Source organism: Cohnella soli (assembly GCF_042655525.1).
In the GTDB taxonomy this organism is placed as follows: domain Bacteria; phylum Bacillota; class Bacilli; order Paenibacillales; family Paenibacillaceae; genus Cohnella; species Cohnella soli.
The window spans coordinates 235,825-251,169 of the sequence record NZ_JBHSMI010000067.1; the positions used below are offsets into that span (position 1 = coordinate 235,825).

At 52.0% G+C, this 15,345-nt stretch carries 12 protein-coding genes; 3 read left to right on the plus strand and 9 right to left on the minus strand.

The annotated features are described in order from the left end of the window. Window positions 1-65 precede the first annotated feature (65 nt). Window positions 66-1,529 carry a catalase KatA gene (gene katA, locus ACFPOF_RS30470; protein ID WP_378139403.1) on the plus strand — a complete coding sequence of 488 codons (1,464 nt, stop codon included), beginning with the start codon at window positions 66-68 and terminating at the stop codon, window positions 1,527-1,529. An 84-nt stretch (window positions 1,530-1,613) separates the two neighbouring features. Here katA and ACFPOF_RS30475 read toward each other — a convergent pair whose 3' ends face one another. From ACFPOF_RS30475 to ACFPOF_RS30495, 5 genes are all read right to left on the minus strand, one after another. Next, entirely contained in the window at window positions 1,614-3,335 is a 1,722-nt protein-coding gene (locus ACFPOF_RS30475) for an S-layer homology domain-containing protein (protein WP_378139405.1), read from the minus strand. A gap of 22 nt (window positions 3,336-3,357) precedes the next feature. After that, window positions 3,358-3,906, minus strand: coding sequence for a LemA family protein (locus ACFPOF_RS30480; protein WP_378139407.1), 549 nt, complete (start codon window positions 3,904-3,906; stop codon window positions 3,358-3,360). 46 nt (window positions 3,907-3,952) lie between these two features. Beyond that, window positions 3,953-5,749, minus strand: coding sequence for a DUF2207 family protein (locus tag ACFPOF_RS30485; protein ID WP_378139409.1), 1,797 nt, complete (start codon window positions 5,747-5,749; stop codon window positions 3,953-3,955). 238 nt (window positions 5,750-5,987) lie between these two features. Continuing rightward, window positions 5,988-6,590 carry a DUF2087 domain-containing protein gene (locus ACFPOF_RS30490; protein ID WP_378139411.1) on the minus strand — a complete coding sequence of 201 codons (603 nt, stop codon included), beginning with the start codon at window positions 6,588-6,590 and terminating at the stop codon, window positions 5,988-5,990. A gap of 1,063 nt (window positions 6,591-7,653) precedes the next feature. Further along, window positions 7,654-8,217 (minus strand): SLOG family protein, encoded by a 564-nt coding sequence (locus tag ACFPOF_RS30495; RefSeq protein ID WP_378139413.1) that lies wholly within the window; start codon window positions 8,215-8,217, stop codon window positions 7,654-7,656. 130 nt (window positions 8,218-8,347) lie between these two features. Between ACFPOF_RS30495 and ACFPOF_RS30500 the strand changes: the two genes are divergently transcribed. Further along, on the plus strand, window positions 8,348-9,340 hold the full coding sequence (locus ACFPOF_RS30500; RefSeq protein ID WP_378139415.1) for a lipoate--protein ligase: 993 nt from the start codon (window positions 8,348-8,350) through the stop codon (window positions 9,338-9,340). Between the two features lie 44 nt (window positions 9,341-9,384). After that, the gene (locus ACFPOF_RS30505; protein ID WP_378139417.1) at window positions 9,385-10,371 is read left to right on the plus strand and encodes an HD domain-containing phosphohydrolase; all 987 of its coding nucleotides are present in this window, start codon (window positions 9,385-9,387) and stop codon (window positions 10,369-10,371) included. Window positions 10,372-10,399: 28 nt separating this feature from the next. Here ACFPOF_RS30505 and ACFPOF_RS30510 read toward each other — a convergent pair whose 3' ends face one another. From ACFPOF_RS30510 to ACFPOF_RS30525, 4 genes are all read right to left on the minus strand, one after another. After that, a complete protein-coding gene (locus ACFPOF_RS30510; RefSeq protein ID WP_378139419.1) occupies window positions 10,400-11,632 on the minus strand; it encodes an amidohydrolase in 1,233 nt (410 codons plus the stop codon). A gap of 73 nt (window positions 11,633-11,705) precedes the next feature. Beyond that, on the minus strand, window positions 11,706-13,586 hold the full coding sequence (htpG, locus tag ACFPOF_RS30515; RefSeq protein WP_378139421.1) for a molecular chaperone HtpG: 1,881 nt from the start codon (window positions 13,584-13,586) through the stop codon (window positions 11,706-11,708). A gap of 109 nt (window positions 13,587-13,695) precedes the next feature. Next, complete coding sequence (locus ACFPOF_RS30520; protein WP_378139423.1) at window positions 13,696-14,049, minus strand: GIY-YIG nuclease family protein; 354 nt, start codon at window positions 14,047-14,049, stop codon at window positions 13,696-13,698. A 143-nt stretch (window positions 14,050-14,192) separates the two neighbouring features. After that, on the minus strand, window positions 14,193-15,344 hold the full coding sequence (locus ACFPOF_RS30525) for a response regulator (RefSeq protein ID WP_378139425.1): 1,152 nt from the start codon (window positions 15,342-15,344) through the stop codon (window positions 14,193-14,195). Between the last annotated feature and the right edge of the window lies 1 nt (window position 15,345).

The following is a 15,345-nucleotide window of genomic DNA, read 5'->3' on the forward strand; positions in this document are numbered from 1 at the left end:
TTTTAATAACAGTTATCATTAGTGATGAGGATTATACCATTATTCATTCAAGGAGTGGTAGGGGAATGAGTTCGAACAATCGATTGACGACCAGTTGGGGAGCACCGGTAGGAGACAACCAAAACTCGATCACGGCAGGCTCCAGAGGGCCTACGCTTATCCAGGATGTGCATCTTCTCGAGAAGCTCGCCCACTTCAATAGGGAGCGCGTACCGGAGCGCGTCGTTCATGCGAAGGGCGCGGGTGCGCACGGTTACTTCGAAGTGACGAACGACTTGACTGCTTATACGAAAGCTTCGTTCCTGTCCGAAGTCGGTAAGATGACGCCGATGTTTATCCGTTTCTCAACTGTGGCCGGCGAACTTGGCTCCGCCGATACAGTGCGTGATCCACGTGGCTTCGCCGTCAAATTCTACACCGACGAAGGCAACTACGATCTCGTCGGCAACAATACACCCGTCTTCTTCATTCGTGATGCGATTAAATTCCCGGACTTCATCCATACGCAGAAACGCCACCCACAGACGCATCTCAAAAATCCAAACGCCGTATGGGACTTCTGGTCGCTGTCCCCGGAGTCGCTTCATCAAGTGACGATTCTCATGTCCGACCGCGGCATCCCGGCTACGCTGCGCCATATGCACGGCTTCGGCAGTCATACGTTCAAATGGGTGAACGCGCAAGGCGAAGCGGTGTGGGTGAAATACCACTTCAAGACGAATCAGGGCGTCAAAAATCTGGACGTCGACCTCGCAGCCAAAATCGCCGGAGAAAACCCGGATTATCATACGGAAGATTTGTTTAACGCGATCGACAAGGGCGATTTTCCTTCATGGACGCTTTACGTGCAAATTATGCCGCTAGACGACGCGAATACGTATCGCTTCGATCCATTCGACGTGACGAAAGTGTGGTCGCAGAAAGACTATCCGCTCATCGAAGTCGGCCAAATGGTGCTGAACCGCAACCCGGATAACTATTTCGCCGAAGTCGAGCAAGCGACGTTCTCCCCGGGCTCCTTCGTTCCCGGCATCGAGGCGTCTCCCGACAAAATGCTGCAAGGGCGCCTGTTCGCCTACTCCGACGCCCACCGTTACCGCGTCGGCGCGAACCATAATGCGCTGCCGATCAACCGTCCGCATTCGCCGGTCAACACGTACCAACGCGATGGCGCGATGCGTTTCGACGGCAACGGCGGCGGCTCCGCCTATTACGAGCCGAACAGCCTCGGCGGCCCCGCGCAAGGCGGCTCGCAGCAGAAAATCGCGCCGTTCGAGGTGAGCGGCGAAGCCGACAGTGTGGCGTACGACCACGACGATCACTATAGGCAAGCCGGCGACCTGTTCCGCCTGCTGAGAGCAGATGAGAAAGAGCGCCTCATCCGCAACATCGTTGGCGCGATGAAGCCGGTCGAGAGCGACGAGATCAAGCTGCGGCAGATTGCGCACTTCTACAAAGCCGATCCGGCTTATGGCCAAGGCGTGGCCGACGGTCTCGGCCTCTCCGTCACGGGGATGTCTTCTAAGTAATTTATAGGCAAACGAAAGAAACCGTTCTTTGGAACGGTTTCTTTGCGTTTTTCCTGCGTAATTGCAGCCGCGGCGGCAGCCTTCTTATTTCGGAAGCTTCAGCATCCGAACGATAGCCGATGCGGCTTCCGCGCGGGTCGTTGCCGCACCCGGTGCGAATTTACCGTCAGGTAGGCCCCCGACAATAATGATGCCCGTTTCTTCGGCTTTAGAGACGGCGGGTTTCGCCCATTTCGGAATGTCGGCATCGTCTGCGAATTTGGTCGCATCCGCGTTGCCTGTCGCCAGACCGGAAGCGCGAATGACCATCGAGATCATTTCCGCATGGGTAACTTTTGCGTTCGGCCGGAACGTGCCGTCTGGATACCCGCTAAGAAAACCTAGCTTCACGGCTTGCTGCACCGGTTTCACAGCCCAACTGGGGATTTTGTCTTTATCCTTGAAAGCGAGAGGCGTTCCCTCTTCTGCAGGTTTGAGCCCCCGGATGATCATGCTGGCGAATTCTGCCCGGGTTACGCTCCCCTCCGGCCGGAACGTGCCGTCAGGATAACCGGTCACGACGCCGAGCTTCACCGCTTCGGCAATTTCCGCAGCCGCCTTATGTCCCGCAAGATCTTTGAAATCTACAGCCGGCATGCCAGGGGATTCCGTTGGCGCGCTTTCCAAGACTGTCACGATGCAGACGTCCTTCAAATTGCCCATCTCGGACGTTACGGTAATGTTCGCAACGCCCGGCGCTTTGGCCGTCACCTTACCGGCGTTGTCTACCTCGGCGATCCCGACATTATTGCTGCTCCAAGTCATTTTCGGATTCGCCGCATCGGAAGGCATGACCGTCGCGGTCAGCGTTTCGCTTTCGCCGGGTTTCAATGTGACGGATTTTTTATTCAGCTTGACATCGTTGACCGACTTTTTGTCGAGATCACCCAATTTCAAGTTGAAATCAACGAGATATTTGAAGGGGTCGATCTTCTGAATCGGCGTATTGGAATCGATTTTGCTCTTCAGGTCCGGAATGACGACGTCCGGGATGACAACGTTCAAATTCGAATAGATTTTGATCTGATCCGCGAGGCTTATCGGCACTTTTGTTTTGACGATGGCCCATATGACTCCTGGCCGCAGGTCTTGCGGCAAATTGTATTTGTCGATAACCGGCGTGACCGAGTACACGTAAATCGTGCTTTTCTTTTTGTCCGTCTGTTTGTCCACGTAGGTAAGCGGTCCGATGTTATCCATCGTATTTTCCACCGTAAACGTCTTATTACCGTCCGGCCCGGCGCGCGTAATCCGGTAATACGATTCCATGTTCGAGTTGTCCTGCCACCGAAGCGTTACAATACCGTCGTCGCTCGACGTAGCGGTTAAATCCGACGGATCGCCCGGCTGCATTATTGGATAAGGTCCGATCGTTTTCGAGGAAAAGGTTTTCGAGCCAATAAGCGGATCGAAGTACGCGCTAATGCGAAATTTGGCGGAAACGAGCCCCGGGTCGATCGGCAAACTGAATATTTTCCTAAAAAAACCGTTCTCTTGCGTGATCGGGAGACTGAGCCAAGTCGCGCCGTTATTGGTCGTATATTCAAGCTGTACCCCCTCCATCGACGTCCCGAACGCGGCATCGGAATCGAAAGCCGGATAATAGGTTTTCCCCGCGATCAAATAGGACGCCTGCGAAAAAGTTTCTAAATCATTAAGGGTGAATCGATTGATTTGCGCCGCATTGGCATTCTTGATCGGACCAATGGCGCCATTCATCAAAAGAAAAGCGAGTAACAGAATAAACATTTTTCTAGCAGCTTTCATACGCGGTTCCTCCTCGTCCTCATCAAAACTTTACTGTCGGTACGATCTTTTCCGCTTCATCGATCTGAAAAAAACGTTCTTGTCGGAAGCTGAACATGCCGGCCAACAGGTTGGTCGGGAAGCTCATGGCTGCGGTATTGTAGGCTTCCACCGAATCGTTATAAAACTGCCTCGCGAAACGGATTTTGTCTTCGATGGAGGAAAGCTGCTGTTTCAAATAAAGGAAGTTTTCATTCGCCTTCAGCTCGGGATAGCTTTCCGCCACCATCATCAATCGGCTCATGAGCCCGGAAATTTCGCCGCTGACCGCCGCTTTGTCCTGCACCGAGCCGGTGGAGGCGTACTGCGTTCTCAACTCGGTAACGCGGGTAAAGGTTTCTTTTTCATGCGCGGCGTAGCCTTTGACAGTTTCAATCAAGTTGGGGATGAGGTCGAACCGGTTTTTCAGCACAACGTCCACCTGCGACCAGCTGTTGCGGACCCGGTTTCTTAGCAATACCAACCGGTTATAAGCTAAAATAAGCCACAACAGCAGCAGAACAATGATTCCAAGCGCAATATATCCGCCCATCTCGTTCACCTCTTACGTCAAATGTATGACTTGCAGGACTCCATCCTTAGAATGCGCCTCGACCGCCGCCTCCGCCGCCCCCACCCCCGCCTGAAGAAAAGCCGCCGCCCGACCCTCTTGACGATGCGTTGCTTTGTGCGGCGGATACCGTCTTGTCGAACGAATCGGCGAAATGATCGTAATGGTGATGAAAATCCGAATCCGTTGCCCAATAATATACGGAGTCGTTGCCGTTGCTCGCTTGCCGGAGATCAATCGCGGATATGGCGATCATCTTTTTCGCTACGCCGAGGGGAATCGCATATACGAAAAAGTGCTCCCACAAGTGAACCGCCATAGGTTCCCTGGACTCCATTCGGCTGTAATCGTGCAAGAAATGCTGAAATGCTTTCCATTTCGCATACTCGGTTGCTCCGGTCTTCGTTCTGCGTTTGATCTTTAAACCGTACAACAAGAGCGGGATTGCTAGAAATCCGAGCCATTTGTTTGTCTCGGAGACCAGGAAAAAGAACACGACAAACTGAGCAGCAAACGCAAGAGCAGCGATCCTTGAGCCTGCCTTCGAAGAATCAACATAACCGTATTGCGTCGCTTCCTGCACCGCCTTCTTCTTCCATTCGGCCAACTGCTGGGCGAAAATGCGGGCATTCGCCTTTTTCTTGACGTATCCCCGAATGTCCGAGAGGGAAATTTCGTTGTTCCGGCCAAGCTGAGCGAAAAACCATTGCATCAGAAACGACTCGTGTTGCTTCAAACCGTCGGTGCTTTCATCGATCAGCTTGAACCGGTATTCGCTTTTTTCTCTGTGAAAAAGTCCGCCCGTACTTTTGACCACCTGAATATCGACGCGTTTTTTTCGGACAAGGTCGATGAGCGTCGCCATCAGATCGCCTGTCTGCACCTTGAAATTCATTAAATAGCCAACGACGGCAGGCGTTATGTCGGCTGGCAGCTCGCGATAATAGGCGCCGTGCCAGTCCGGCCTCCGTTCCTTGTCGAATTTGAAATAGAGAAATACAATGAGGGCCAAATTCGTTGCGAGCACAGCGATGGCATACAAGATCGGCCGCGGCAACGAACTTCGGTGGGTATTTCGCGCGCTGTCCGCTTTGTCCGCCCAGTTCAACTCCTCCTGCTTAATCTGGTCGAGCATCGGGGCGTTTTTGATTTTGGTGCTATCCGACACAGCTATCTTGGGAAAAAGTACTCGCGCCTCCAGCAGTTGACCGGCCTTCAAATCTCCGACTTGGTAATCCACTGTGCCATCCTCGACGATATTCACCGAACCGGAGAGCGGTCCGTGTCCGAACGCCAATATATCGTCTTTAATCACGCTGCCAGGCAGCTCGATTCGGATGCTGACCGTACCCAAGTCGCTCGGATTGGATTGATCGAAAAACTTCCAGTATAGCTCTGCGGTATCTTCGTAAACCTGAACCGCGTTTTTCACGTCATATACGAATTTGAAAATTTTCGTTTCATCGCTGGCCTTATCGTACACTTTGAACTCCGTCTGGCTGCCTTTGCTGGATGATTCGAATTTAAGCGGGATCTCTTGCTGATCCTTGATTTCAAAAGCTTGAAAGTTAACGATGCCGTCCGAACCGGACGAATCGAGCTGCACGATAACGCCGTTATAGGCGCCATGGAATTGGTACGTATCCTGTTCGGTCACCTGCATATTGCCTGCCGCATCGACATGAGCACGAATATCGACCTCGGGAATATCGAAGGAGCGGTCGCTCGCGGCATAAATGGGGGTGGAGCTTAAGATTAGCAGCAACAGGCTTGCAACAACCAACGACACACGGGCCAAGCCTGTTCTTCGTCTGGCAGCAGACATTGCAAAACCTCCTTCGGAAAATGATAAAGCAAGGAGCGCTTCAAAAGCGTTACACCGACGCATAACGATGCAACGCCTATTTCGCAGAAAACAAAAATTAGGCCGTCCTCAGCTTGTAGGACGGCCCTTGATGTTTAACGATTGATTCCATAGTTTATTCCATACTTTTGGTTATTTTACAACAACTTAACGATAAAAATAAAGCCTTATGTTTCGGGTCAGCCCCTTGCAAAATGGCTCATGAAAGCTGCTCCCATCGCGCCCATAACTCGGTCGGGTTCAACTCGTACACTTCTCGTTCGCGGTACATGAACTGGTGCATGATGAACTCCCGGCGAATCGTAGCGAAATCCTCATGGTAAGCTTTAATAAACTCGTTCAATTCCTTCTCGGAATATTGCCGCCCTTTCTCCAGCTTTGACACCAAATACTCGAGCACGATCAGCTTCTTCTTCAGCTGTGCCGGAAGGCTCTTCAGCTTGCCTTCGGCCGTGAAGAAGTTGCGCAGCACGCTATCCCTCGTTCGACCGTAATCTTCATCTAACATCTTCGACTCCCCTTTGTCCACGCTTCGGTAGATCAAATCTTCCGTCGCTTCGAAATAACTTTTCATGAAATAATTGTTCAGCGAGAAATAAATCGTATTCTTGTCTCGGCGTTCGTTAATGAGCGCCGCATCCCGCAGCTTCGTCGCGTGAAACGTGATGGTGGCGGGCGTGACGCCAAGTTTCTCCGCCAACTCTTGCCCATTGCGCTCCCCTTCTCCGAGCAGAACGAGCAGCTTTAGCCTCGTCGCGTCTGCCAGCGCTTTGTGGAAGTTTACGACTTTGTCGAGTTGCATGTGGGCGGGTCAGCTCCATTCGATTATACATTTATCTAATTAGACGATCATCTAGTTAGATAATAATCAAATTAGATTGCTTATGCAAGAGATCCTGTTCAAGTTTAAGGCTAAACGGCAGGTTCTTCCGCTATTTCCTTTGATTCTCCAGCAGTGACGGGCATAGCGGAAGCATTTTCCGTTATTTATTTGCAACTTGCCACCAACGAGGCAAATATGAGAATAATAGCGGAAAAAGTTTCCTTTTTAGTGTTGCATAGTCTTCTGCGGAGCTACAATAGCGGAAATTAATGTCGCTAGCTGCCGACGAAGTCGCGGGTTGAAGATGAGGTTGAGACAGTAAGAACTGGCACATGCAGTGAGCGAGATAGCGGTCTGTGGGGGAGTTACTTTGGCGAAAATTGGCTTGGCGAGCAAATAGCGATCTGCGGGAGCGTTAGTTTGGCGATTGCTGGTCTGACGAGCGATTTAGTGGTCTGCGAGAACATTATTTCGGCGAACTGAGTCGGGCGAGCGATTTAGTGGTCTGCGAGAACATTATTTCGGCGAACTGAGTCGGGCGAGCGATTTAGTGGCCTGCGAGAACATTATTTCGGCGAACTGAGCCTGGCGAGCGATTTAGTGGCCTGCGAGAAACATTATTTCGGCGAACTGAGCCTGGCGAGCGATTTAGTGGCCTGCGAGAACATTACTTCGGTGAAACTGAGCGGGCGTGCGAAAAACAATCTGAGTGAGCGTTATTGCGAGCCGCGAGAGACGTACGTAGCTCCACCATTGTTGCATTTTGCAACAATAAGCCATTCATCCTGCTCGACGTCGGAGCTGTTTTGCGTAAAGCCTGCAATAATACATCTTTTCACATCCAAATCGGCTCTCTCACACCAAAAGCCTGCCAAAGTGCAGGCTTTCTCCGCGTAAAAGGACACCAAAACCGATTTATCCAACAAATTCCTGTATTCTTGCAGGCTTTCAACTGCCAGAGTCGGATTGATCTGCCAAAGCCTGCACTTTTGCAGGCTTTCCGCTCGCGGCACCACACCGCAAAAGCCACCACGCGTCGACCCTACGCGTCCCCGTAGCTTTCGTAACTTTCCTCCGTTGCAATATCCTGAATGTCTTGCGCGCTGATCACGAAGTAACCATAACCTTCCTTATCTCTTTTGCGAAGTGCCTTCTCCCTCATAAAGCGCGGGCTCGCGTCGCCAGCGTCTTCATCGTAGACGAGCAAGATGCCGTCCGTCTTGCGAAGCAGCAAGTCGTCGCGCGCGGCAAATTGCCACGCCCCGACGAACGGCTGCTTGCTGACCGCGCCATAAAAGTCGAGCCTCCCGACCAGTTCCCGATAATAGTTCTGGCGCTCCTCCTTCCAGTTCTCCTCCTGGTTCTGGAACCCCGTCAGCACGGACACCTTCAGTTGCGGATATTGATCCTTCAGCTCAAGCGCGGCTTCGCACGCCCACAAGTCGACGCCGTACTGACCGGGCGTAATAATCCATTCCAAACCGTCTTCGAGCAGCGGAATCAACTTCGCCACGATCGCTTTGCGAATGTAGCTGATGCCAGCGTGCTTCTGATCGTATATGCCGAGTTCGTGGGCGCGGTAGCCGGTAACGAGAATATTTTTCACAGCGGGATCAACTTCCGTTCCATAATTGATGTAATTTCATTGTACCAGAAGCCGAACCTGCCTCCGAAGTGACTTTCTCCCGCCTCCGATGTAAGATAGGAATACATACCCAACTGTGGAGGAACGCGCTATGAAATTCATTAGCAACAACGGCATTACCGACCCGACGCTGAATTTGGCGCTGGAAGAATATATTTTACGCTCGCTTCCGGACACGGAAGATTTCCTACTCTTCTACATTAACGAGCCTTCGATCATCATCGGCAAAAATCAAAACACCGTCGAAGAAATCAATGCGCCATACGTAGAAGAGAACGGCATCCATGTCGTTCGCAGATTGTCCGGGGGCGGCGCCGTTTATCATGATCTCGGCAACCTCAACTTCAGCTTCATCATGAAAGACGACGGTCAGTCGTTCCACAATTTCAAGAAATTTACCGAGCCGGTCGTCCGCGCGCTCCGCAAGCTTGGCGTAGATGCCGAACTGACCGGACGCAACGACCTTCAAGTAGGCGAACGGAAAATTTCGGGCAACGCGCAGTTTTCCACCCGGGGAAAAATGTTCAGCCACGGCACGCTGTTGTTCGATTCGGAGATGGATAACGTCAGCTCCGCGCTGAAAGCGAACGCCGAGAAATTCGCCTCCAAGTCGACGAAATCGATCCGCAGCCGCGTCGCCAACATTTCTGAATTTCTTGCGGAGCCGATGTCGATCGAGCAATTCCGCATTCATCTGCTCTCATCGCTGTTCGAAGGAGCTTCCGATATCCCGACTTACGAACTGACCGAGCAGGATTGGGATAACGTTCGCAAGCTCGCGGACGAGCGCTATCGCAGTTGGGATTGGAATTATGGCCGTTCGCCGGCGTTTAACGTGCGGCAGACGAAACGAATCGAAGGCGCGGGTACGTACGATTTCCGCTTGCAGGTCGAGAACGGCGTCATTACCGAAGCGACTCTTTACGGCGACTTTTTCGGACGCGGCGACAGCACGGAATTCGCCTTCCAACTTATCGGCACGAAATACGAAGAGAAAGCACTCGACGCGTTGCTGGAAAGCATCGATCTGCCCTACTACCTAGGGCCGGTCACGAAAGCGCAAGTGATGGAGCTTCTTCTATAGCCGGCAGCATTTTCACCACGACACCTGAGAGGGGCATCAGCAGCATGAACGAAGCGCTGTCTTATTTTTTGAAATTGGACGACGCCGTCATTATTACCGACACTGAGCATCGCATCATCGATGTCAACGCCAAATACGAAGAGATTACCGGCCATCGCCGCAATGACATTATCGGGTTCCAGGCAGGAATCCTGAAATCGGGGTTAACCCCGAAGAGAACGTATGAACAGATGAAAGAAGCGTTGAACGACAGCCGCGCTTGGTCCGGCGTGTTCGTCAACCGCAAGCGCAACAAAGGACTTTGGCATTCCAATATTACGATTACGCCGATCGAAATCGGGCAGTCGCTATTTTTTATCGGCATATTCAGAGATTTGGGCACGATTACGGAAGGCACTTACGTCTCCGAGAAACGCATTACGAAAATCCAGAACGAAATATTAAAGGTGCTCGCCCTCTCCTGCGAAATCCGCGATCCATTCATCGAGGAGCACTTGTTACGCGTGCAGACGTTGACGAAAAAGTTTCTTAAAACGTTTAATGCCGCCAACGAAATGATGCTGACCGAAGATTACATCCAACAAGTGGTTAACGCCAGCATTATGCACGACATCGGCAAATCCGGCATTCCGGAAGGCATCCTGTACAAACCCGGCAAATTGACTTATTATGAACGCAGCATTATCGAGACGCATCCGCTGATCGGCGTAGACATTCTCAATAAAATTTCGAACGAATTGGAGGACGAGCTGTTCCGGCAAGAAATTATCGTCTCCAAGTCGATCGTCGAATTCCACCATGAAAAATGGGACGGCACGGGTTACCCGCATCAGTTAAAAGGGGACGAAATTCCGTTCGAGGCCCAGGTCGTCTCCATCGTTGACGTCTATGACGCGCTAACGACGAGAAGAGCGTACAAAGACGCTTGGACCCACGAACAAGCGATCGATCATTTACAGCAGCAACGGGGCGTCGCCTTCAAAGCGGAACTCGTCGACTTATTCGTGGAAGCGATCGACGCATCTGCTTAGACCGCTTGCACGAACCCCATCTATCCGATTACTTGCCCGAAAGTTGCCCCGCAACGACCTGGCCGCGATGAAGCACCGCTAGCCGCGGCGCCCTGCGCGCGACCGCTTCCGCCGAGCAGCTCGCACCAGCGAGCACGAACGACGCATCATCGCCGACGGTTGGCCATACCCGATTGCCTTCTCCGTCCAGCGGCATTACGCCCCCCGTAATGAAGCCGAGCGCGCGCGACAAGCCAAGCTCGTCCGACATGCGGTACAGTTGCGCCAGCAGTCCGGCTTTCTCCAGATTGTCGCCGTTGCCGAACGAAGACCAGTGATCCACCAAGCTGTCCGTGCCGAGCTCGACTTTTACCCCTTTGCGATGCAACATCGGTATCGGCATGATAAACCCGCCGAACGGCACTGTCGACGCGACGGAAATGCCCGCTTCGGCGAACCGTTCCGCCAGTCTTTCTGCAGCCGCAGTATCGGCGGTGCCGAAACCGAAGGCATGGCTGACGGTCACCCTGCCTTGCCAACCCGCCTCGATCGTCAGTTCGACCAGTCGGTTCATCGTCGCAATGCCGACGTCGCCTCCTTCGTGCAAATGCATGTCGACACCCGCGCCTGTCTCCACGGCAATGCTCATCATCTCTTGAAGCGAGCGTTCCATATCGCCGTCCACCGATGTCGGATCAAGTCCGCCGACATGCGTCGCCCCACGCCGCACTGCTTCCTTCATCAGCGCCGAAGCGTTGGAAAGCAGCAGCCCGTGTTGCGGAAATGCGACCAGCTCGCAGTCGACTTTGCCGGCGTAGGCAGCAAGCGCTTCTTGCACGGCTTCCAATCCTTTTAACCCGCTCGTCGGCTCGATGTTGATTTGTCCGCGCAGCCTCGTCGAGCCGCCCCGGATCATCAGCTCCAATATCGCTTTCGCCCGCTCGACAGCGACAGGGAATAACGTAGGCAGCAACCGCTTCTCTTCCTCAATCCGATCGAAAATACTTGCAGCCGGCCGAACCGCCTTCCAAGGCCCCCCGTAATAGGTTTTATCCAAATGAATGTGAGCGTCCGTGAACGAAGGAAGCAGCAACGCGCCATTCGCGTCCATCGCCGTCCGTCCTTCCTCATGCGGCAGCTCTCCAAATCCAATTTCCGCTACTTTGCCATCAGCGATGCGAACATGCGCCCGGCTTGTTTTCGTTCCGGTTACGGCTCCGTCCTCATATTCAAATTCCGTTTCCAGCGTCACATTTGTTAACCAGTACGTCTTGTTGTCCATCTCATCTGCCTCCTAAGTTAGCAAAAACCCCGACCCGGACTTATGATCCGGGATCGGGGCAACGTCTTACTTATTATACCATGACTTTGCAAATGTCGTTCGTGAATGCAACCGGATCTTCGATCGACAATCCTTCAATAAGGAGCGCTTGGTTGTAGAGCAAGCTCGTATACAAGCCCAGCTTAGTCTTGTCGTTCTCGAACGCGTTCTGGAGCGAGCGGAATACTTCGTGATCGGTGTTGATCTCGAGTACTTTCTCCGCCTTCACGTCCTGACCGCTCGGCATCGCCTTCAAAATTTTCTCCATCTCGATCGTCAATTCGCCTTCCGCAGTCAAGCAGACCGGGTGGGACTTCAGGCGCTTCGATGCCTTGACGCTCTTGACTTTGCCTTCGAGCAAGCTTTGCATATACTCGAACAGCTCTTTGTTGCCGCTTTGCTTCTCTTCGGCTTCTTTATCCTTCTCCTCGGAGTCGATGCCCAGATCCCCGCTGGAAACGGATTTGAACTCTTTGTCCTTGTACGAAGCGATGATCTTGATCGCGAACTCGTCGATGTCGTCGGTGAAGTACAAAATCTCGTACCCTTTGTCCAGAACGATCTCTGTCTGAGGAAGCTTCTCGAGACGATCGACTGATTCTCCTGACGCATAGTAGATGTACTTCTGCTCTTCCGGCATCCGCGAGACGTATTCGTCCAGCGTCACTTGCTTCTTCTCCTTGGAGGAAGTGAACAGAAGCAAATCTTGCAAGACGTCCTTGTTCATGCCGTAGTCGTTGTACACGCCAAACTTGAGCTGACGGCCGAACGCCTTGTAGAACGTCTCGTATTTGTCGCGCTCGTCCTTCAGCAGACTGAGCAGCGTTGATTTGATTTTGCTTTGGATGTTTTTCGCGATGAGCTTGAGTTGACGATCGTGCTGCAGCATCTCGCGGGAGATGTTAAGCGACAGATCCTCGGAATCGACCATCCCTTTCACGAAACCGAAGAAGTCCGGCAGCAGGTCACCGCACTTGTCCATAATGAGTACGCCGTTCGAGTACAGTTCGAGCCCTTTTTCGAACTCTTTTGTGTAATAATCGAAAGGAGTGTTCTCTGGAATAAAAAGAATCGCTTGGTAGCGTACCGCGCCGTCCGCGCTCAGGTGAACGTGTTTAAGCGGCTTGTCGAAGCCGTAGCGCTTCTCGTTGTAGAAGTTCGCGTAGTCTTCGTCCTTCAGCTCGCTTTTGTTTTTGCGCCAGATCGGCACCATGCTGTTGACTGTCTGCTCTTCCTTAAACTCCTCGAATTCGCCCTCTTCGCCTTCCTTCGGGCGGCGGCTCGACATCTCCATCTTGATCGGATAACGAATGAAGTCCGAATATTTCTTGATGATCGCCCGCAAGCGGTATTCTTCAAGGAATTCGTCGTAGTTATCGTCTTCCGTGTTCGGCTTGATCTTCATGACGATCTCGGTGCCGACTTCGGCTTTCTCCGCCGGTACGATCGTATAGCCGTCCGCGCCTTCGGACTCCCATTTGAACGCCTCGTCGCTGCCGAGCGCGCGGCTCGTCACCGTCACGACGTCGGCTACCATAAACGCCGAATAGAAACCAACGCCGAATTGGCCGATGATGTTATGGCCGTCTTGCGCCTCGTTCTCTTTCTTGAACGCAAGAGAACCGCTCTTGGCGATAACGCCGAGATTGTTCTCCAGCTCGTCTTTCGTCATGCCGATACCGGTATCGGCAATCGTCAGCGTACGAGTTGCTTTGTCCGCCGTTACTTTAATGTAGTAGTCCTCTTTGTTAAAGACGAGGTTGTCGTCGGTAAGCGCCTTGTAATAAATTTTGTCGACCGCATCGGAAGCGTTGGAGATCAGTTCCCTCAGGAAAATTTCCCGTTGAGTGTAGATCGAGTTGATCATCATCTCGAGCAAGCGCTTCGATTCCGCTTTGAATTCCTTCTTCGCCATCGTGAAATAAATCCCCCTTCGGTGTTAGCACTCATCTTTCCCGAGTGCTAAGTCTACTTTTTATATATCATACGCCCGATGGGAGTGTCAATCTATACGTTCGCCGGCCTCATTTTTCCCGATTGTATCCTTTGTCCTCGTAAGGCCGCAACCGCTCCAGCCACGGCTTCAAAACCACTTTCAGCTCCCATTTCATGTCGGTAATATCGTCGATCACTTTCTGCTCCAGCACTTCGTATTCGAACGCGCCCGCTCCGAGCTCTTTCCAATCTTTCTGCAGCTCCAAGTTCGCGAATCGTCCCATATCCAGTTGCGCCTGGATCATCAGCCATTTATTTTTTAAGTTCGGATACGAAGCAAGATAGATTTTGCCGTTTGTTACATTTTTGATCTGAATAACGCCCATATAGATTTTGATTTCTTTATAAGCTTCTTGCAGCTCTTTGCGCCTGTTTTTGTCCATGTTGTTTTCCTCTCCTTTTGTCGCCCTTCGATTTTACTGAATTACTTATTTACTAATTTACTTAACCAAACCTGCTCCGTCAATATACGGCGAACGAAAAGAAAACTCCCGGAAAAATCCGGAAGTCATTTTGAATCCCTCTATTAGTTACCTCCGGCTCCCCCGAATCGGATACTGAATACCGTGCCGGCACTTCCGCTGTTCACATGGATAATCGCTTTATGCCTTGCGGCGATGCTGTAGCAAACCGCCAGTCCGAGTCCGGTCCCCGCTTCCTTCGTCGTAAAAAAAGGCGTCCCCAGCTTCTCCAAATACGACTCCGGAATGCCGCTGCCTTGATCTTGTATACGCAATATGACTTCGTTGCCTTGACCATATGTCGTGATCGTCAGAGCGCCTCCCGGAGACATCGCTTCCAATCCGTTAATCGCCATGTTCAGAACGAGCTGCCGAATTTCTTTCTCATCCAGCATCAGTTCCGCGATTTCCCCGTAATGAACCTGGAAATGCTTGCCCGACACCATCGCTTCTGCCAGAATGAGCGGTTCCAAGGAAGAAAGAATTTCATTCAGGTTCATCGTTTTCAAATTCGTCGTCTTGTTCTTCGCCAAAGACAGAAATTCGGTAATAATGCCATTCGCCCGGTTCAATTCTTCGAGCATAATGTCGACGTACTCGGTCGTCATGTTCCTGTTTTTCTTCGACATCTGCAGAAATCCGCGAATCGTCGTCATCGGGTTGCGGATCTCATGCGCGATGCCGGCCGCCATCTCGCCGATCAGGTTCAGCCTGGCTAACTTGGCCATCTCCTTCTCCCATGCGATACGCGCTTCGTTCGCGGCGATCAGCTCCGTCGTACGTTCCTGAACGATTTGCTCCAAATACTCGTACTGATCTCTGTAGAAGCGATGCATCTGCACGAAAGCATCGACTTTCATCTTCAGAATATCGGGATTATACGGCTTAAACACGTAATCGACCGAGCCGGCACGATATCCTTGCAATACATGGTCCGCCGTCTTGCTGATCGCCGTAATAAAGATGATCGGGATGTCCTTCGTCTTCTCCCGGCTTTTGATCAGCTTGGCCGTCTCGAAACCGTTCATCCCCGGCATCTGGACATCAAGAAGAATAACCGCGACGTTCTGCATATTTTCCCGCATCGCATAGCGGAGCGCGTCTTCGCCCGACTTTAATCCGATGAGATTATAGCCGGGATCGGAGAGCGCGGCTTCGAGCGCAAGCAAGTTCTCCGGACGATCGTCAACCATTATAATGTCGATCTTCGTTTCCATC